19 protein-coding genes are annotated in these 18788 nt (G+C 68.4%); 13 read left to right on the forward strand and 6 right to left on the reverse strand.

The features are described from left to right. Nucleotides 1-4: 4 nt before the first annotated feature. Nucleotides 5-1021 carry a YgfZ/GcvT domain-containing protein gene (locus ACOCMH_RS24220; RefSeq protein ID WP_427309398.1) on the reverse strand — a complete coding sequence of 339 codons (1017 nt, stop codon included), beginning with the start codon at nucleotides 1019-1021 and terminating at the stop codon, nucleotides 5-7. 223 nt (nucleotides 1022-1244) lie between these two features. Between ACOCMH_RS24220 and mltG the strand changes: the two genes are divergently transcribed. The 8 genes from mltG to ACOCMH_RS24260 all read left to right on the forward strand — a co-directional run bounded on the left by mltG (nucleotide 1245) and on the right by ACOCMH_RS24260 (nucleotide 6928). Next, nucleotides 1245-2240 carry an endolytic transglycosylase MltG gene (gene mltG / locus ACOCMH_RS24225; RefSeq protein WP_427309400.1) on the forward strand — a complete coding sequence of 332 codons (996 nt, stop codon included), beginning with the start codon at nucleotides 1245-1247 and terminating at the stop codon, nucleotides 2238-2240. A 7-nt stretch (nucleotides 2241-2247) separates the two neighbouring features. Further along, on the forward strand, nucleotides 2248-2859 hold the full coding sequence (tmk, locus tag ACOCMH_RS24230; protein WP_427309402.1) for a dTMP kinase: 612 nt from the start codon (nucleotides 2248-2250) through the stop codon (nucleotides 2857-2859). Between the two features lie 78 nt (nucleotides 2860-2937). After that, nucleotides 2938-3945 carry a DNA polymerase III subunit delta' gene (locus ACOCMH_RS24235; RefSeq protein ID WP_427309404.1) on the forward strand — a complete coding sequence of 336 codons (1008 nt, stop codon included), beginning with the start codon at nucleotides 2938-2940 and terminating at the stop codon, nucleotides 3943-3945. A gap of 67 nt (nucleotides 3946-4012) precedes the next feature. Next, the gene (locus tag ACOCMH_RS24240; protein ID WP_427309406.1) at nucleotides 4013-4420 is read left to right on the forward strand and encodes a PilZ domain-containing protein; all 408 of its coding nucleotides are present in this window, start codon (nucleotides 4013-4015) and stop codon (nucleotides 4418-4420) included. Between the two features lie 36 nt (nucleotides 4421-4456). Beyond that, nucleotides 4457-4963 (forward strand): N-acetyltransferase family protein, encoded by a 507-nt coding sequence (locus ACOCMH_RS24245; RefSeq protein WP_427309408.1) that lies wholly within the window; start codon nucleotides 4457-4459, stop codon nucleotides 4961-4963. Between the two features lie 20 nt (nucleotides 4964-4983). Beyond that, a complete protein-coding gene (locus tag ACOCMH_RS24250) occupies nucleotides 4984-5778 on the forward strand; it encodes a TatD family hydrolase (protein ID WP_427309409.1) in 795 nt (264 codons plus the stop codon). Next, complete coding sequence (locus tag ACOCMH_RS24255; protein WP_427309411.1) at nucleotides 5771-6517, forward strand: ankyrin repeat domain-containing protein; 747 nt, start codon at nucleotides 5771-5773, stop codon at nucleotides 6515-6517. The genes ACOCMH_RS24250 and ACOCMH_RS24255 overlap by 8 nt, the downstream gene beginning before the upstream one ends. 15 nt (nucleotides 6518-6532) lie before the next feature. Continuing rightward, nucleotides 6533-6928 (forward strand): YkvA family protein, encoded by a 396-nt coding sequence (locus ACOCMH_RS24260; protein WP_427309413.1) that lies wholly within the window; start codon nucleotides 6533-6535, stop codon nucleotides 6926-6928. Nucleotides 6929-6930: 2 nt separating this feature from the next. Here ACOCMH_RS24260 and egtB read toward each other — a convergent pair whose 3' ends face one another. Together egtB and ACOCMH_RS24270 are read right to left on the reverse strand one after the other, a co-directional pair. Further along, nucleotides 6931-8220 carry an ergothioneine biosynthesis protein EgtB gene (gene egtB / locus ACOCMH_RS24265; RefSeq protein ID WP_427309414.1) on the reverse strand — a complete coding sequence of 430 codons (1290 nt, stop codon included), beginning with the start codon at nucleotides 8218-8220 and terminating at the stop codon, nucleotides 6931-6933. 179 nt (nucleotides 8221-8399) lie between these two features. Then, complete coding sequence (locus ACOCMH_RS24270; protein WP_427309416.1) at nucleotides 8400-9020, reverse strand: FMN-dependent NADH-azoreductase; 621 nt, start codon at nucleotides 9018-9020, stop codon at nucleotides 8400-8402. A 162-nt stretch (nucleotides 9021-9182) separates the two neighbouring features. Here ACOCMH_RS24270 and ACOCMH_RS24275 point away from each other — a divergent pair, with 162 nt between their 5' ends. The 3 genes from ACOCMH_RS24275 (at nucleotide 9183) to ACOCMH_RS24285 (ending at nucleotide 11349) form a co-directional block, all read left to right on the forward strand. Beyond that, entirely contained in the window at nucleotides 9183-10130 is a 948-nt protein-coding gene (locus ACOCMH_RS24275; RefSeq protein WP_427309418.1) for a LysR family transcriptional regulator, read from the forward strand. A 179-nt stretch (nucleotides 10131-10309) separates the two neighbouring features. After that, on the forward strand, nucleotides 10310-10729 hold the full coding sequence (locus ACOCMH_RS24280; protein ID WP_427309420.1) for a DoxX family protein: 420 nt from the start codon (nucleotides 10310-10312) through the stop codon (nucleotides 10727-10729). A gap of 53 nt (nucleotides 10730-10782) precedes the next feature. Next, a complete protein-coding gene (locus ACOCMH_RS24285) occupies nucleotides 10783-11349 on the forward strand; it encodes a DUF4136 domain-containing protein (RefSeq protein WP_427309421.1) in 567 nt (188 codons plus the stop codon). Nucleotides 11350-11361: 12 nt separating this feature from the next. Here ACOCMH_RS24285 and ACOCMH_RS24290 read toward each other — a convergent pair whose 3' ends face one another. Then, nucleotides 11362-12585: an EAL domain-containing response regulator gene (locus tag ACOCMH_RS24290; protein WP_427309423.1), complete on the reverse strand. Its 1224-nt coding sequence runs from the start codon at nucleotides 12583-12585 to the stop codon at nucleotides 11362-11364. A gap of 245 nt (nucleotides 12586-12830) precedes the next feature. On the opposite strand from ACOCMH_RS24290, the gene ACOCMH_RS24295 reads away from it, so the two are divergent. Next, nucleotides 12831-16226, forward strand: a complete 3396-nt coding sequence (locus tag ACOCMH_RS24295) for a DNA translocase FtsK 4TM domain-containing protein (protein ID WP_427313348.1) — start codon at nucleotides 12831-12833, stop codon at nucleotides 16224-16226. A 32-nt stretch (nucleotides 16227-16258) separates the two neighbouring features. Then, nucleotides 16259-16594 carry a cupin domain-containing protein gene (locus ACOCMH_RS24300; protein WP_427309425.1) on the forward strand — a complete coding sequence of 112 codons (336 nt, stop codon included), beginning with the start codon at nucleotides 16259-16261 and terminating at the stop codon, nucleotides 16592-16594. Between the two features lie 87 nt (nucleotides 16595-16681). Here the strand turns inward: ACOCMH_RS24300 and ACOCMH_RS24305 are convergent, their stop codons facing one another. Continuing rightward, nucleotides 16682-18457 (reverse strand): ShlB/FhaC/HecB family hemolysin secretion/activation protein, encoded by a 1776-nt coding sequence (locus ACOCMH_RS24305; RefSeq protein ID WP_427309427.1) that lies wholly within the window; start codon nucleotides 18455-18457, stop codon nucleotides 16682-16684. A 70-nt stretch (nucleotides 18458-18527) separates the two neighbouring features. Continuing rightward, on the reverse strand, nucleotides 18528-18761 hold the full coding sequence (locus ACOCMH_RS24310; protein ID WP_427309428.1) for a hypothetical protein: 234 nt from the start codon (nucleotides 18759-18761) through the stop codon (nucleotides 18528-18530). Nucleotides 18762-18788 lie beyond the last annotated feature (27 nt).

The following is an 18788-nucleotide window of genomic DNA, read 5'->3' on the forward strand; positions in this document are numbered from 1 at the left end:
AAAATCAGCTGGCGGCCTGCGCGGCTTCGCCGATCGGCACCGCGTAGGGCAGGCTGGCAGTGGTTACCGCCATGCCTTCGGCGCTGCCCAGCCGCAGCGCGCTGCCGGCGGCATCGATCTTCAGCTCGGCCAGCCCGGCCCAGCCGCCGTGCGGAGCGGGCGCGGCGTTGACGATCATGCCGCACGGCTGGCCCGGATCTTCCGGCCGATAAATCTCGGCCGCGGGCGCCGGCACTTCGCCTTCGCCCTGCACCAGCCACATGCGGCGCTTGAGCGTGCCGCGGTACTGGCTGCGCGCCACCACTTCCTGGCCCGGATAGCAGCCCTTGCGGAAGTTGACGCCGCCGACCAGTTCGAAATTGATCATCTGCGGCACGAACTGCTCTTGCGTGGCCGCGACGATGCGGGGCAGTCCCGCTTGCACGTCGAGCCAGTCCCACAGCGCTGGCGGGGCGTCCTGCAGCGTGGCGCCAAGCGCCGAACGTACCGCATCGACGCGCTCGGCCGGCAGCACCACCTGCCAGCGCGGGTGGCCCGCGCCGTCGGCCAGGCGGATTACGGTGGCGCCGTCGGCCTCGGCCACGGCAAAGGCCGTCTGCGGCGCGGGCAGGCCGGCGGCGGCAAGCGCCTGCGCGGCACCCGCCCCGGCGAGACCGAGGATGGCATGGGTGGGAGTGATATCGGACAGCTTGGCCTTGGCGCGCAGCACGAACATCGACAGCCGCTTCTGCACCGCGGCCTGGATTTCGGCCGACAGTTGCAGCAGGATGCCGTCGGCGTCGCGCCACATCAGGAAGGTGGCCAGCAGCCGGCCCTTGGGCGAGCAGTAGCCGGCCAGGCGCGCCACGCCCGGCTCCAGGTCATCGACCGCATTGGTCAGCTGGGTGTGCAGGAAGCTGGCGGCATCGTCGCCGGCCACGCGAACCAGGCCGAGCCCGGCGGGGTGGCAAACGACACCGCTGGCGTTCAGCGCGTCAAGGCTTGCGGCGAGTTGCTGGGCTTGGGGATTCAATTCTGGCATTGCGTGGCAATCGTCGAGGCAAATCGGAGAGGGAAAAACCCTGGCGGCACCGTTGGGCGAGGCGCCGGGCAGCGGCCCGCGGGCGGCGCCGGCGCCACGGCTCACGGTCGGTGCCGGGCTGCCGGTTATTATATGGGGCTATGAGATTTTCGGCGGCGCCGGCGGTCCGTGGCGGTGCGCGAGCCCGCCGACGGTGCCGGCAACCGGTCCCTATACCTGATACATGAAACGTTTATTCCTTAGCTTTGCGCTCGCCGTACTGGTGTTCGCGCTGGCAGCCGCAGGCGCGTTCGCGTGGTGGGCCAATCACCCGCTGCCCCTGGGCAAGTCGCCGGTCGAAGTGGTGATCAAGCCCAATTCCGGCGTGGCCAGCGTCGGCCGCCAGATCCAGCGCGGCGGCGTGGGCATGGATCCGCGGCTGTTCCTGCTGCTGGCGCGGCTGACTGGGCACGGCGCCGACCTGAAGGCCGGCGGCTATGAATTCGAAACCGGTGCCACGCCGCTGTCGATCATCGGCAAGCTGGCCCGCGGCGAGGTCACGCACTACGTGGTCACGGTGATCGAGGGCTGGGAATTCCGCAAAATGCGCGCCGCGGTCGATGCCAGCCCGGCGCTGCGCCACGATACCAGCGGCATGTCCGACGCGGAGCTGATGCAGGCCATCGGCGCGGCCGAGACCTCGCCAGAAGGCCTGTTTTTCCCGGATACCTACCTGTTTGCGCGCGGCAGCAGCGATATCGAGCTGTACAAGCACGCCTACCGCGCCATGCAGCGCCGCCTGAACGAGGCATGGAACGCGCGCGCGCCCGGTCTGCCATACCAGACTCCGTATGAGGCACTGGTGATGGCGTCGATCGTCGAGAAGGAAACCGGCCAGGCCGCCGAGCGCCCGATGATTGCCGCGGTGTTTATCAACCGGCTCAGGAAGAACATGCTGCTGCAGACCGACCCCACCGTGATCTACGGCCTGGGCGAGGCCTTCGACGGCGACCTGCGCAAGCGCGACCTGCAGGCCGACACCCCGTACAATACCTACACCCGCACCGGCCTGCCGCCCACGCCGATCGCGCTGCCGGGGCTGGCCTCGCTGGCCGCGGCGACCACGCCGGCGCCGTCCGACGCGCTGTATTTCGTCGCCCGTGGCGACGGCAGCAGCCATTTCTCCAACTCGCTACCTGAACACAACCGCGCGGTCGACAAGTACCAGCGCGGCAAATAGGCATTCCATGCGCGGAAAATTCATTACCTTCGAGGGCATCGACGGCGCCGGCAAGAGCACCCATATCGACTGGGTCGCCGACCGCCTGCGCGCCCGCAGCGACATCGCCGGCGTCGTCACCACGCGCGAGCCCGGCGGCACGTCGCTGGGCGAAGACCTGCGCCAGATCCTGCTGCATCGCAAGATGCACCTGGAAACCGAGGCGCTGCTGATGTTCGCGGCCCGGCGCGAGCATATCGCCGAAGTCATCGCCCCGACGCTGGAGCGTGGCAAGTGGGTCGTTTCCGACCGCTTCACCGATGCCACCTTTGCCTACCAGGGCGGCGGCAGGGGCCTGGACACCGGCCGGCTGGAAGTGCTGGAGAGCTGGGTCCAGGGCGGCCTGCAGCCAGATCTGACGCTGTTGTTCGACGTGCCGCTGGAAACCGCCAGTGCCCGCCTGGCGGGCGCGCGGGCGCCGGACCGATTCGAGGCCGAATCACGCGCGTTCTTCCAGCGCACCCGCGACGAATACCTGCGCCGCGCGGCGCAGTCGCCGCAGCGCTTCCGCGTCATCGACGCCACCCGCAGCATTGCCGATATTCGCGACGAACTTGAGAAAATCCTCGCAACCATCTGATTTGCCTGTCTTTTCTTCCGGGCGCGGCGTCAATGTTCAGCCATTACACGAAGTCAGATCGCTAACCTACTGATTTACATGCTTTATCCCTGGCAGAAAGAAGACTGGCAGCGGCTCGGCGCGCTGCGCGAGCGGCTGCCGCATGCCTTGCTGATCCACGGCCAGCAAGGCATCGGCAAGCGCGACCTGGGGCTGCATTTCGCCCAGGGGCTGCTGTGCGAGGCGCCGCTGGCGGACGGGCAACCTTGCGGCCAGTGCGCCGCCTGCCACTGGTTCAGCCAGGGCAACCACCCGGACTTCACCGTGGTGCGGCCCGAGGCGCTGGACGCCTCGGCCGAGGCTGAAACCGACGACGGCGGCAAGAAGAAGGCGCCTAGCAAGATCATCCGCATGGAGCAGGTGCGCGCGCTGATCGAGGCGGTGGGCGTGGGTACGCACCGCGCCGGCCTGCGCGTGGTGGTGGTCTATCCGCTCGACGCGCTGCAGACCGAGGGCGCCAACGCCTTGCTGAAGACGCTGGAAGAACCGCCGCCGTCTACCGTGTTCCTGCTGGTGACCGACCGCCTGGACCGCATCCTGCCCACCATCCTGTCGCGTTGCCGCCAGTTTTCGGCCCAGCGGCCGACGCCGGAGGCCGCGCTGGCATGGCTGCGCTGGCAGGGCGTGGCGGATGCCGAGGCCCAGCTGGCGCTGGCCGGCGGCTCGCCGCTGACCGCGCTGCATGCCGCCGAGGCCGAGGAGCAGCCGCTGCAGCGCTGGCTGGTCGGCCAGCTCGGCGCGGCGGCCGCCTTCGATGCCGGCGCGGCGGCCGAGCAACTGCAGAAGCTGCCGGTGCCCGCCGTGCTTGGCATCCTGCAGCGCTGGACGTACGATCTGCTGACACTGTGCCTGGATGGCGGCGCGACGCCGCGGTACTTCCCCAAGGAGCGTGCCGCGTTGGCGCGCTGCGCCGGGGCCACCGAGGCGCACGGCCTGCAGGCGTTTGCCGCGCGCCTGAACGCGCACCGCCGCAGCGAGAACCATCCGCTGGCGGCCCGGCTGGTGATGGAAGCGGTGTTCCTGGAATACCGGCAGCTGTTCCGGTAACGCGGCAGGCCGCCAGCAACCAGGTTCATAACAACAAGCAGCATCGTCGTCATTCAGGGGGTCAACCATGAACACAGCAGTCGCCGGCGTTCCGCCGGCTGCGCCGGGCTTTGGCGGCGGATCGGGCAGCGGGGCCGCGTCGCGCCCCAATGTGCTGTCGTTGTCGATCAAGGACCAGGCCGGGCTGTACGCGGCCTATATGCCGTTCCTGGCGCGCGGCGGCATCTTCGTGCCGTCGAACCGGCCGTTCCGGCTGGGCGAGCAGGTGTTCCTGGTATTGTCGCTGCTGGACCGGCCGCAGAAGTACCAGATCGCCGGCCATGTCGCCTGGATCACCCCCGCCGGCACGCCCATGAAAACGCCGGGTGTCGGCGTGCACCTGCCCGATGACGACAACGGCCGCAACCTGCGCCGCGCGGTGGAGGAAATCCTGGGCAAGATGCTGGAATCCGGGCGCCCCACACAAACCTTATAACGTTGTGAGATATCCCTCACAATTTGTTGATTTTCAATGAATTTCTCGCTTCGTATTGCTGAGCCGCGCGACCTCCCGGGCATCGTCGCCATCTATAACAGCACGGTGCCTTCGCGCATGGTCACCGCCGACACCGAGCCGGTTACCGTGGCCTCGCGCCAGGCCTGGTTCGACGCCCACCAGCCCGGGCGTCGCCCGCTGTGGGTGTGCGAGGATGCCGACGGCAGCATGGCCGGCTGGATGAGCTTTTCAGACTTCTACGGGCGCCCGGCCTATGGCGCCACCGCCGAGGTGTCGATCTACCTTGACGCGCAGCGCCGTGGCCAGGGGCTGGGGCGCTACCTGCTGCAGCAGGCCATCGACCATGCGCCCCGCGTCGGCGTGAACACGCTGCTCGGCTTTATCTTCGGCCACAACGCGCCCAGCCTGGCCCTGTTCGCGTCGCTGGGCTTCACGCGCTGGGGCGACCTGCCGCGCGTGGCCGTGCTCGACGGCGTCGAGCGCGACCTGATCATCGTCGGCCGCCGCGTGGACGCCGCCTGAGCCCGTATCCGAGATTGCCTATGTTTGTCGATTCCCACTGCCATATCGATTTCCCCGAACTGGCCGCGCGCCTGCCGGAACTGCTGGAGAACATGCGCGCCAACCAGGTCACGCATGCGCTGTGCATCTCGGTCACGCTGGAAGACTTTCCGCGCGTGCTCGCGCTGGCCGAGCAGCATCCCAACCTGTACGCGTCGGTCGGCGTGCATCCGGACTATGAAGAGGGCGAAGACCCGACGCTGGAGCGATTGGTGGCGCTGTCGGCCCACCCGCGCGTGGTCGGCACCGGCGAGACCGGGCTGGATTACTACCGGCTCAACGGCCGCAGCATCGCCGACATGGCATGGCAGCGCGAGCGCTTCCGCACCCATATCCGCGCCGCGCGCCAGACCGGCAAGCCGCTGATCATCCATACCCGCTCCTCCGCCGACGACACGCTGCGCCTGATGCGCGAAGAGAACGCGGGCGAAGCCGGCGGCGTGATGCACTGCTTCACTGAAACCTGGGACGTGGCCCGCCAGGCGCTGGACCAGGGCTTCCATATCTCGTTCTCAGGCATCGTCACCTTCAAGAGCGCGGCGGACTTGCAGGAAACGGCGCGCAAGGTGCCGCTGGAGCGCATGCTGATCGAGACCGATTCCCCCTACCTGGCGCCGGTGCCGTACCGCGGCAAGATCAACGAGCCGGCCTGGGTGCGCCATGTGGGCGAGTTCATCGCGCAGTTGCGCGGGGTGCCGGTGGAACAGGTCGCGGAACAGACCACGGAAAATTTCTTCAATCTCTTCAAGCACATTGACAGGAAATCTCATGTTTGACATGAAGTATGTCCGGCGTGCCGCCGGCGCCCTGGCGCTGGCCGCCGCCGCGCTTGCGCAGGCCGCGCCGGCCGACGACATGCGCAAGGCGGTGGAATTCGACGACGCCAACACCGTCAAGAAGCTGCTGGCCAAGGGCGTCGATCCCAACATGGTCGACAGCCGCGGCAACCCGGCCCTGGTGCTGGCGCTGCGCGAGAAGTCGCTGAAGGCCGCCACGGTGCTGATCCGCGCCAAGGATATCGATTTCGACAAGGCCAACCCGGCCGGCGAAACCCCGCTGATGATGGCGGCGCTGCAGGGCCAGCTCGACATGGTCAAGCTGATGGTCGACGACATGGAGGCCGAGATCAACAAGACCGGCTGGACCCCGCTGCACTACGCCGCCACCAACGGCCACAACAATGTGGTCAAGTACCTGGTCGACCATGCCGCGTATATCGATGCCGAAAGCCCCAATGGCACCACGCCGCTGATGATGGCCGCGCGCGGCGGCCATATCGAAACGGTCAGGCTGCTGCTGGACGAAGGCGCCGACATGCGCCTGAAGAACCAGCAGGGCATGACCGTGATCGACTTTGCCGAGCGCTACAACCAGGCCGAGATCGCCAGCGGGCTGAAATCGCGCTGGCAGAAGCTGTACCCGCAGACCCCGATCGTGCCGGCGCCGCCGCTGAAGGCGCCCACCGGCGAGCCCGGCGGCCAGCGCCCCGCGGCGCCGCAGGGCAAGGGCTGGTAAGCCGGCCAGGCGGCGATGGCCAACGGCTCGCGCCTGCGCCAGTGGGCGCGCGGGCTGAAAAGCAGCCTGCTGATGCTGTGGTTCTGCAGCCGCCATCCCGCCACGCCGTGGGCGGCGCGGCTGCTGGGCGCGCTGGTGGTGGCCTATGCCTTCAGCCCGATCGACCTGATCCCGGATTTCATCCCGGTGCTGGGCTATGTCGATGACGTGCTGCTGGTGCCGCTGGGCATCTGGCTCACACTGCGGATGATTCCCGCCACCGTGAAGGACGAATGCCGGGGCCGGGCCGAGGCTTGGCAGGCCAGCCATGCGCAGCGGCCGCGCAATCGCGCGGCCGCCGTGGTCATTGTGCTGGTGTGGGTGTTGCTGGCGTGGCTGGCGTGGCGCTGGCTGGCGCCGTACGCCATTTAGCCTCAGGCGTCATCGGCGAGCCGCACGCCGGTGAACTGCCAGCGCTGGTGCGGGTAGAAGAAATTGCGGTAGCTCGCCCGGATATGCGATTCAGGCGTGACGCACGACCCGCCGCGCAGCACCATCTGGCCGCTCATGAACTTGCCGTTGTACTCGCCCACCGCGCCCGCGTTGGGCCGGAAGCCCGGATAAGGCAGGAAGGCGCTCCCGGTCCATTCCCACACATCGCCGAACATCTGGCGCAGCACGCCTGAAGTGTTCTGCCGGTCCGGCAGCGGCCGCAACGCGCGCCCTTCGACGAAGTTCCCGGTGGCCGGCAGGCGGCTGGCCGCGTGCTCCCATTCCGCCTCGGTCGGCAGGCGGCGCTCGGCCCAGCGCGCGAACGCGTCGGCCTCATAGAAGCTGACGTGGGTCACCGGGCTGTCGGGGTCGACCGGGTGCATGCCGCGCAGCGACATCTGCCACCAGGTGCCGTCGCGCTCTTCCCAGTAAAGCGGGGCCTGGATGCCTTGTTCCGCCACCCAGCGCCAGCCGTCCGACAGCCACAGTCCGGCGCTCTGGTAGCCGCCATCCTCGATGAACTCGAACCATTGCCGGTTGCTGACCGGGTGCGAACACAGCGTGAACGGCGCCAGGTAGGCCTTGTGGCGCGGCCCTTCGCAGTCAAAGGCAAAGGCTTCGCCATGGTGGCCGATCTCGACCAGGCCGCCATCGAAGCCGATCCAGTCCGGCGCCGGGCGCGGGTCGGCAATCACGGGGGCGGGCAGTTCCGGGGCAAACGCGGGGCGCAGCGGGTTCTGCGCGAACAGGTGCAGCACGTCCGTCAGCAGCAATTCCTGGTGCTGCTGTTCATGCTGCAGGCCGAGCGTGATCAGCGCGGCCTCGTCGTCGGTCTGGGCGCTGCCCAGCAGCGTCAGCATCGATTCGTCGACGGCCTCCCGGTAGGCCAGCACCTCGTCCAGCGACGGGCGCGACAGCAGCCCGCGCTGCGGGCGCGGGTGGCGCGCGCCGACCGCTTCGTAGTACGAGTTGAAGAGATAGCGGTAGGCCGGGTCCACCGGCTCGTAGTCCGGCAGGCGCGCGGCCAGCACGAATTCCTCGAAGAACCAGGTGGTGTGCGCCAGGTGCCATTTTGCCGGGCTGGCGTCGTCCATGGACTGCACGGTGGCATCGGCATCGGACAGGTCGGCCACCAGGGTTTCGGTGGCGGCGCGTACATGCCGGTACTGCGAAAGCAGGGCGGGTTCGTGCGGGGGATGGAGGGCGGCGGCTGGCAACAGGGCTGAAGTCATGCGGGCTCCCGGGTTGGATCGGTCGATGACTGCAGGCGGTGCGCCACCGCGGCCAGGCGGCCGCGGCCGGCGCGCCGCCCATGGCACGCGGGGCGCCGTAGCGCCCCGAACCATCATAGACCTGATCCGCTCCCGGGGCGAGCCGGCGCCGTCCTACAGCGCCGGCCGGGCCCCCGGCCTCAGGCCGCCAGGCGGCTGGCGTCGTTCAGCGCCGCGATCTCGGTGCGGGCGCTGGCCAGGCCGGCTTCGCGGAACTGCGGGCCCATGGCCAGGCCGTGGGCGCGCACGTAGGTGATGTCGGTAATGCCCAGGAAGCGGAACACCACGTCTACCGTCTTTTCGTGCAGGTCCAGTTCATTGGCATCCTGGCGCACGCCGCCGCGCGACGACACCACGATCACGCGCTTGCCGCCGGCCAGGCCCACGGGACCGTTCTCGGTGTACTTGAAGGTGCGGCCGGCCTGCGCGATGCGGTCGATCCAGGCCTTGAGCTGGCTGGGAATGCTGAAGTTGTATTGCGGCACGCCAACCACCAGCACGTCGGCGGCCAGGAATTCGGCCAGCCACTGCTCGGTGCGCTGCAGTTCGGCTTCCTGCACGGCGTTCAGGCCGTCCTTGGGGCCGCCCAGCACGGGCAGCAGGTTGCCGGACAGGTGTGCCGGGGCGTCCTGGTCCAGGTCGCGCACGGTCACGGTGGCGGCGGGGTTGGCGGCGACCAGGTCGGCCACCACGCTGGCGGTCAGGCTGCGCGAAACGGAGTTGTCGCCGAGGACGCTGGAATCGATCTGCAGGATGTTCATGTCTTTCTCCACAAGGGTGCGGTTGCGATGGAAGAAAGATAGCGGCTGGCCATTGGTATCGGTAGTGAGGCAAAATGCAAAGGATTGTTCTACCGATGCAACGCCACGCCGGGCGGCATTCCTGCTGGAATGTGGGCCGTCCGGGTGGCTCCGGAGCCATCCATGCAAGACCTCAATGATCTGTCTCTGTTCGCCCAGGTGGTCGAGCACGGCAGTTTTTCCGCCGCCAGCCGCGCCACCGGCGTGCCCAAGTCGCGCCTTAGCCGGCGCATCGCCCAGCTCGAGCGCGACATCGGGGTGCAGCTGCTGCGCCGGACCACGCGCCAGGTGCGTGTCACGCCGCTGGGGGAATCCTTCTACGAACGTTGCCGCGCCATGCTCAACGAGGCCCAGGCGGCGCGCGAGGTCATCGAGCAGGCTCGCGAGCAGCCCGGCGGCACGCTGCGGGTCAGCTGCCCGATCGCCATCGCGCAGATCCTGCTGGCGCCGGCCATCGGCCATTTCATGCGTGCCAACCCGGCGGTGCGCATCGAACTGGAAACCACCAACCGGCGCGTCGACGTGATCGGCGAGGGCTTTGACCTGGCGCTGCGTGTGCGCGAGGTGATGGAAGACTCCAGCCTGGCGGTGCGCACCTTCGGCGCCAGCGAACTGATGCTGGTGGCCAGCCCGTCGCTGCTGGACAGCATCGGCCGTCCGCGCACGCCGCAGGCGCTGGACGGCATGCCGGGCATGGGCCAGCAGCCGCACGACGGCAAGCATGTATGGACCTTGCGCTGCAAGACCGGAGATTCGATCCAGATCGCCTACGACCCGCGCCTGGTCACCGATGAATTCGCCGTGCTGCGCGAGGCGGCCATCGCCGGGGTCGGCGTGGCGATGCTGCCGCGCATGTTCTGCCGCGAGGCGCTGGAAAGAGGCGAGCTGGAACTGGTGCTGCCGCAGTACGACATGCCGGTCGGCACGTTGCACGCGGTGTTCCCGTCGCGCAAGGGCGTGACGCCGGCCACCCGGCGCTTCCTGGATTTCCTGGGCGAGGTGTTGCCCGAGTGTGCGCACAAGGTCGGCATGCAGCAGCCGCGGCCGCCGTCGATGCACCGGGTGGTGTAGCGCAAGGTGCGGCACCGCGAGGCGCGGTGGCGGCCGCATCGGCGCCGCCCGCCATCGCGCATTTGCGGCTTTACGTTCACGCCACCTCGAACTAAGGTACAGGGGCGAACCTTGCGGCGTGAGGGCAAAGGCGCATGGATCGACAAACAATACGGTAGACAACGGCAAGGAGAATGGCCATGGGTGGCTCTCAGGGTTCCCAGGACTTGGGCAAGGCGCTGCTGCGCATCGTGCTTGGCGTGCTCATCCTGATGCACGGCATCGCCAAGCTGACCGGCGCGTCCGGCATCGGTTTCGTGTCGAAGGTAGTTGCCGACGCCGGCTTGCCGGCCTGGGTGTCCTACGGCGTCTACATCGGCGAAGTCGTCGCGCCGATCCTGCTGATCATCGGGCTGTGGAGCCGGCTGGCGGCGCTGGTCGTGGCCCTCAATATGCTGTTTGCGCTGGGCCTGGTGCACAGCAAGCAGTTCGGCATGCTGTCCGAGACTGGCGGCTGGGCCCTGGAGCTGCAAGGCATGTACCTTGGGGCGGCGCTGGCGGTGATCCTGCTCGGGGCGGGCAGGCTCAGCGTGGGCGGTATCAACGGCAAGCTCAACTAGCGCTCCACGGCGGCGCGGTACGGCGCGCCGCCGTCAATTCGTGGAGAGGTATCGTGAATGCGTTCCGGCAACTCTTCCCGGTCACGGTAGCGGCGCTGCTGCTGTCGGGCTGCGCCAGCGTCCCCGACATCAAGACCGACTACAACCGCGCCACCGACTTCAGTGCCTACCGCACCTTCGGCTTTGTCGAGCATCCCGGCACCGACCGCGCGGGCTATGAAAGCCTGACCACCCAGTACTTCAAGACCGCGGTCCAGCGCGAGCTGGGCGCGCGCGGCTACCGCTACGCGGCCCAGTCGCCGGACCTGCTGGTCAACTTTAACGCCAGGCTGCAGGAAAAGATCGACGTCAGCCCGGCGCCCGCGCCGATGATGGGCTACTACGGCTATCGTGGCGGACTGTATGCGCCGTGGCCGGGCTACGGCTTCTATCAAGACGTCTATCGCTACACCGAGGGCACCGTGAATATCGACCTGGTCGACCGGCGCCAGATGAAGCTGGTGTGGGAAGGCGTGGCGGTCGGCAGTGTCGACACCAGCGACAAGGCCAGCGCCCAGCAGCGCATCGACAAGACCGTGGCGCAGATCTTCGCCAAGTATCCGTTTCGGGTCGGGCAGTAGCGCCGGCGGCGCTCAGCCCGGCGGCATTGCCGCCGCGCGCTCGATCGCATCTGCGACAAAGGCCTCGGCCGGCCTGGGGGCGGACCACAGGTAGCCTTGGCCCAGCGGACAGCGCAGGGCCTTCAGCGCGGCCCGCTGGGCGTCGGTCTCGACGCCTTCGGCGACGCACTCCAGGCCCAGCTCGCGGGCCAGGCCGATCATGTTGCGGCAGATGGTGGCGCGCTGACCGTGCCCGTCGACTTCGGCGACGAAAGAGCGGTCAACTTTCAGCTGCGTGAACGGCAGGTCGGCCAGCAGCTTGAGCGTGGCGATGCCTACGCCGAAATCGTCGATCGCCACCCCATAGCCGAGCAGCCGCAGGCGATTCATCGCGACCGACAGGGCCAGCGTGTCGGGCACCGGGTAGCCCTCGGTCAGCTCCACCGTGAAGGCGTGTCGCGGCACGCCGCTGGCGGTCACCAGCGCATCGAACGATTCCAGCACGCCGGGCCGGCACAGCGTTTGCGCCGACGCGTTCAGGCCCATCGCAATCTCTACCCCGGCAGCGCGCAGGCGCTGCAGCGCCTGCGCGCACTGGCGCGCGACCAGGAAGAACACGGGGTCGGCCGCGTCCATGGCCTCGAGCTGCGGGATGAAATGGTCGGGCGGTACCAGGCCATGCTCAGGATGGCGCCAGCGCACCAGCGCTTCGGCCCCGGCCAGGCGGCCGCTGGCAATGTCGTGCTGTGGCTGCAGCATGACCAGCAGGTCCGTGCCGGCCCGGCTCGCGGCGAGCAGTTCCTCGGCATCGGGCGACCAGGCGGGCACGCCGGCCTCGGCATCCTGTCGCACCAGGGCATCGGCCAGGATCACTTCGAGCGCATCGCGCGACAGTGGCTTGCGCAGTGCGTGCACGCGGGGGATGCCGGCGGCATGCGCCAGGCCGCGATTGGAATCGAGGATGTCTTCGGCCAGCGCCGTGACCCAGACCCACACCGGCGGCGTGGCGGCAAAGGCGCGCTGGCCGCGCCGGTGCAGCTCGGCGATCAGCTCGGGGCCATTGCCGCCCGGCATTTCGATGTCGCACAGCACCACGTCGAACGGCTCGCGCGCCAGCAGCTCGGCGGCCAGCGCGCCGTTTTGCGCGCTGGTGACGCTCTGCACGCCGACATGTTGCAGCAGGCCCTCGGCGGCGGCGCGCTGGAACGGGTGGTCTTCAACGACGAGGATGCGCAGCCTGGCGTAGCGGATTGGCATGGGGAGGGAAGGGCGGTGGGCCGCCCGTATGCGATCGGGTTGGCCGAATGGTAGCGCGGCGCGGTTGCGCCAAGCGCGGGGAGGCGCAAGGCGTGGTCGCGCCTGCGCCCCGGAACGTCCCGACATCGTTGCGGCATGGCGCCTGGCACGCGCCGCGTTACGAATATTTGCGCTTTCCGATTCAATCGCTGACTGCCATAACCGCTACAATCGCTGCCCGGTGTTTTGAACATGGCATGTCGATAATGGGTTTGGGCTGGTTCGGTTTTTCGACTTTCTGGATAGTACCGCTGCTGTGGCGGCTGGTGACGCGCTGGCTGGCTGGCGAGCGGCGCCTGGCCGGTCCCGGCTCGCTGCGCGTGTGGCTGGGCACGCTGGCGGTGCTGTGCGCAAGCGCCTGCCTGGAAGCGCTGACCAGCGGCGGGGATCCGGAATCGAGCGCCGGCGGCAGCGCCGGCCGCGCGCTGGCCGGCACCCTCGGCAACCTGTTCGGCTGGACCGGCGCCTTGCTGCTGATGCTGGGCGTGCTGGGCCTGGCCGCGCCGATGGTGTTCGGCGAAACCTGGCGCAGCCTGTTCGCCCGCAAGCCGCGCCGCGCTGCAGCGCCCGCCGCCGCACCGGAAGAGCCGGCGGTGTCCTTTGCGCCCACCCAGCCGCTGCGCGAGGCCGAGCGCCGTGACACGCCGGCCCCGGGCAACGCCGGCTGGACCGCGCCCGCGCCGCGCCATCGCAGTTTTGAAGCCGTCTCCGCGCGCCGCCAGCCCGCCTGGCAGCCGCCGCGCCGCACCCGTGAATCGCCGCCGCAGCCTGGCGAGATCTGGCTGCATCATGCCGATGCGCCGGGCGCGGCCAGACCGGTTCGCGCCCCGCAGCCCGCACCGGCGGCCGTTGCGCCAGCCGCGCCGACCGTGCGTCCGGTCCCGCCGGCGGCGCGCAAACCGGCTACGGCCGCCACGGCTGCACCGGCCGCCGCCCCGCGGCCGGCACAGCCTTTGCGCGGTACCGTAGTCAGCAGCCCGTTCCGCCAGCCGCAGCCGCTGGTCCGTTCGGCGATCACGACCTTGCCGGAGGCCTCTGCCAGGGTCGCCACCGTGGCCGCAGCGCCGCCCGCCACCGCCCCGGCCGAGGTTGCCGCCGCCACGCCGGCGCCGGCGCCGACCAGTGCCGCGCAGGACGCCGTCGTAGCGGTCCAGTCACTTGCCGTGCCCGCGACAGAGCCTGCGCCCGCGATTGCCGAGACTGCCGAGAGCGCCGAGAGCGCCGAGAGCGCCGAGAGCGCCGAGAGCGCCGAGAGCACCGAGGGCACCGAGAGCACCGAGGGCAGCATGGCCGCACCGGCCAGCCCGTCCGCACCTCTGCAAGCCGCTGGCACCATCGCCCCGGCCGAACTCCCTGTGCTGGACGGCGAGGCCACGTCGCTGGCGGCGATTCGGCAGGAAGCGCTGGACCTGCTGGCGGAATTGCAGGCGCTGGCGGGCAAGTCCGCGCCAGCGCCGGCAGCCAGCCTGACAGCGAGCCCGGCGGCCATGGCGGAAGCGTCCGCGGACCTTGCCATGGACGCGCAAGCTTCAGCGCCAGCTGCGCTTGCGCCCCAGCCGCAAGCTGAGATGGCGGCCGTATATGGCGTCGAAGGCGAACCCGAAGCGCTGTCGGCTATCGAGGCGGAGTGCACGCCGGACCCGGAGCTGGCGCGCCAAGTCAGCGAGTCGGAGGCTGACGCAAAGGCCAACACAGACGCCGACGCCAACGCAGACGCCGACGCTGACGCCGTGGCTCAGGCCGTAGCCAGCTCCGCGATGGCGGAAGTTGCCGAGGCCGATGCCGAGGCGCTGCCCCCGGCAGCAGACACCGGCACGGAAAGCGCGCTGGTGGATGGCAACGGCCTGGTCGGCGAAGTGGTCGAGCCGGACGATTTGCAGGCCATCGACGCCATCGACGCCGCCGATGCCGTGGCAGGCGCCGAGGCCGTCGAACCTGCGCCATGGTCTGAAACCCAACATCCGGTGGAGTCCGCGCAAGCCAGCCTGCCGCCGGCGCCGCCCGCCAAGCCCCGCATCGTGCTGCCCGCCGTGGTCGGCCGCACCGTGCCGCTGGCGGCTGTCACGCCGGCCGCGCCTGTCCCCGCACCGGCGGCCCCGCCGGCGCCGCGCCCGGTGGTCGACTACCGCCTGCCGCCGGCGGAATTGCTGGAGAGCGAAGTCGACAGCGCCGAGCAGGTTTCGGAAGAACGCTTGCGTGAAACCGGCGAACTGATCGCGCAGCGGCTGGCCGAATTCAAGGTTCCGGTCGCCGTGGTCGGCGCCGGCGCGGGCCCGGTGATCACCCGCTTCGAGGTCGAGCCCGCCATGGGCGTGCGCGGCGCGCAGGTGGTCGGGCTGATGAAGGACCTGGCGCGCGCGCTGGGCGTGACCTCGATCCGCGTGGTCGAGACTATTCCCGGCAAGACCTGCATGGGGCTGGAGCTGCCCAATGCCCGCCGGCAGATGATCCGGCTGTCGGAGATCGTCAACGCGGCCTCGTTCCAGGCGCACCATTCGCGGCTGGTGCTGGCGATGGGCAAGGACATCACCGGCAATCCGGTGGTGACCGACCTGGCCCGCGCGCCGCACCTGCTGGTGGCCGGCACCACTGGCTCCGGCAAGTCGGTGGCGGTCAACGCCATGATCCTGTCGATGCTGTACAAGGCCACGCCGGAAGACGTGCGCATGATCATGATCGACCCCAAGATGCTGGAGCTGTCGGTCTATGAGGGCATTCCGCACCTACTGGCGCCGGTGGTCACCGACATGAAGCAGGCCGCGCACGCGCTCAACTGGTGCGTCGGCGAGATGGAAAAGCGCTACAAGCTGATGTCGGCGCTGGGCGTGCGCAACCTGGCAGGCTACAACCAGAAGATTCGCGCCGCGGAGGCCGCCGAGCAGAAGGTGCCGAACCCGTTCTCGCTGACGCCGGACGCGCCCGAGCCGCTGTCGCGCCTGCCGATGATCGTGGTGGTGATCGACGAACTGGCCGACCTGATGATGGTCGCCGGCAAGAAGATCGAAGAACTGATCGCGCGCCTGGCACAGAAGGCGCGCGCCGCCGGCATCCACCTGATCCTGGCCACGCAGCGCCCCTCGGTGGATGTGATCACCGGCCTGATCAAGGCCAATATCCCCACACGGGTGGCGTTCCAGGTGTCATCCAAGATCGACTCGCGCACCATCCTCGACCAGATGGGCGCAGAAAGCCTGCTCGGCCAGGGCGACATGCTGTTCCTGCCGCCTGGCACCGGCTATCCGCAACGGGTGCACGGGGCTTTTGTCGATGACGACGAAGTGCACCGCGTGGTGGAACACTGGAAGCAGTTCGGCGAGCCGGACTACGATGAAGCCATCCTCGCCGGCGACCCGGCCGAGGCCGGCAGCGCCGACCTGTTGGGCGACAGCAGCGGCGACGGCGAAGCCGACCCGCTCTACGACGAAGCCGCCAGCTTCGTGCTGACCAGCCGCCGCGCCTCGATCTCCGCCGTGCAGCGCCAGCTGCGCATCGGCTACAACCGCGCGGCGCGCCTGATCGAGCAGATGGAGGTTGCCGGACTGGTGTCGCCAATGGGCCGCAACGGCGCGCGCGACGTGCTGGCGCCGGGGGCGGGCGACTGACGGCTTTCACGACCAAGATCCAGGGAGGCAGCATGCAGCCTGAACACGGAAACCTGCTGGCCGAGGTGCCGGCCGGCGCGGCGCAGGAAATCTTCCAGCCGCTGCTGGAACGGCCCGGGCTGCGGATCGAACGCATCGTCTCCAATGGCCAGGCCAGCCCCGAAGGCTTCTGGTACGACAGTGCCGAGGCGGAGTGGGTGCTGTTGCTCAGCGGCAGCGCCGCCATCGAGATCGAAGGGCAGCCCGGGGAGCATCGCATGAAGCCGGGTGACTGGCTGCACCTGCCGGCCCACTGCCGGCACCGCGTGGCCTGGGCCGATGCCACGCAGCCCAGCGTCTGGCTAGCGGTGCATCACGCTGCCGGCTGAGCGGCTGGATCCCGGGCACGGTCAGCCTTCAGCAGCTTGAGCCGGGGCCGCCCGTCTTTTTTGGCCTGTGCGTGGCCGTAGTGCCACTCAATACTGGTACGTCAGCTGGACACCGCCCGTGAAACCGGCGGTATGGAAGGCAGTCGGCTTGTAGACGGGCATGCCGATGAACAGGTCGTAGCTCACACCGCCGAACTTTGTACGGCCGATCCCGCCACGCAAGCCGATGACTGCACCGGCCAGCTGTGTGCCGACCAGCGCCGCAGTGGAGGGCCCGAAGACACGGCCGTAGTCGAGGCCGGCGTACAAAGACTGCCCCGTCGTCGCGATCGGCACCTGCAGCTCGTTGCGCCAGTAGAAGCCGCTGTCGCCGGCGAGTAGATTCTCGCCATCGAAGCCGCGCACCGTATAGCGGCTCCCGATCGTCATGGCATCGAGGAAGTACAGCCGGTCGTTGGAGTACTGGCCGCGGAACGTCGTCACATACCGCAATGGCTGCCCGCCTAGCTTGAGCGGCACTGACAGGTTGGCGTCGGCCACCACCATGCGGTAGCGCCAGGTCGGCCCGCCGTCGGTGGCGAGGGTGTCAGACTGGGCGCCGAACCAGCCGACGCCCTGGCGGTACGCAACGCTCGCATCAAGCTGCGCGGCGCCGAAGTAGTGGCGGTCGGTGAAGCCCACCTCGGCAACGGTGTTGTTGCGCCGCTGCTGCGGGATCTCCGTGTCCTCAATAAAGTTCCGGCCGAAGCGCCGCGAAAGGCGGAACTGCAGGCCGAGTACGTCGTCCTGGCTGCGGTGGACGACGCGATGCAGCTTCAGGTCCGCTGTCTGCGATTCGCCACTGGACACAAAGGTCTGATTGACCCCGGCGATCTGCTGGAAGTAGTTGCTGGAGTACGCGGAGAGCGTCGCGGTCCAGTAACCCCATGGCACCGAATAGAAGCCGTTCCAGCCGTGCGTGCCCCGGGCCTTGTCGCTGCACGCCAGGTCCTGGCTGTAGCCGACATTGAAGAGGTCGTTCAGGCCCAGCGGGTTGTCGATGCCGAGGCCCAGGTTGCTCACCCACTTGCCGGTGGAGCGCGTGCCCGAGTTGTCGACAGAGGTGATGAGGGTCCACGGCTTGCCGCGCTTGACGGCAATGACCACGTCGCTCACGCCCGGCACGGTGGTCGGCACGACCTGCATGTCGACGTCCTGGCTGGCCACGCGCTTCATCTGCTCCAGGCCTTGCTCAAGGTCGCGCAGGTTCAGCAGATTGCCGCCGCGGGCCGGGAAGGCTGTCTTCCAGGTGCCCCAGAGGTTGGGGTCGGTGAAGCGCAACTCGCCAATGACGCCGGGGATCAGGGAGAGCCGCAGGGTGCCGGTGCTCAGGTCCTGCTGCGGCACCAACACGCGCGTGGTCACGTATCCCTTGCTCAGGATCGCCTGGGACACACCCTTGACCAACTGCTCGATGCCCTGCTTGCCAACACAGGCGCCCTCATAGCGCTCCAACCAGGCGTGGGCGAAGGCGAAGGGGTCTTGCGGCAAGGCGGAGGCGCCTTGCGCTTGCGCGGCGGCGGGCAGGTCGGGGGGCACTTCCAGGACGAAGCGGTCGATGCGAAAGCACGGTGTTTCGATGGGCAAGTCCGGATACTCGATTGGCACTGCCGCCGGTGCGCGCACGCGGGGAGCCTCAACGGCCTGGGCCCGTTCACGGGCTTCCTGCTGCTGGCGGGCACGCTGCTCCTGCTCGATGGCGGTTTGGGCCGCGGACTGCGCTGGAGTGGTAGGTGGAGTCTGCGCGAAAGCCGTTGGGCTTAACAACAGAATGCAGCCAGCCGACGGCCAAAGCTTGGTGACCGGGATTTTCTTCTCTTTCATTGTTGGGAAAGCAGGGATGCTACAGACGCTAGGGTATTGCCATCTGCCAAGACAACCCATTAGCTAGAACTCAATGTGAGGCGCACGACCAGATCGTCGAAAGCAACGTCGGATGTCCCATCGAGCCTCCGATCAGAAACCACGGGATAAATGTCAGGAGATAGATTTTGATGTCAACCTTGCTTGCCAGCATTAAAAAGAGGACAACGAAACCTGGGAAAAGTACGATCAGCAATCGCGAGCGACGCTTTTTGAATTTAAAAACGATTTCCGCATCCGGCAACGTTTTTTTGGTGGTATTCATTTTATTGGGCCCGTCAGATGCCGCTCA

The sequence above is a fragment of the Cupriavidus sp. H39 genome (genome assembly GCF_050271075.1).
Taxonomy (GTDB): Bacteria; Pseudomonadota; Gammaproteobacteria; order Burkholderiales; family Burkholderiaceae; genus Cupriavidus; species Cupriavidus necator_B.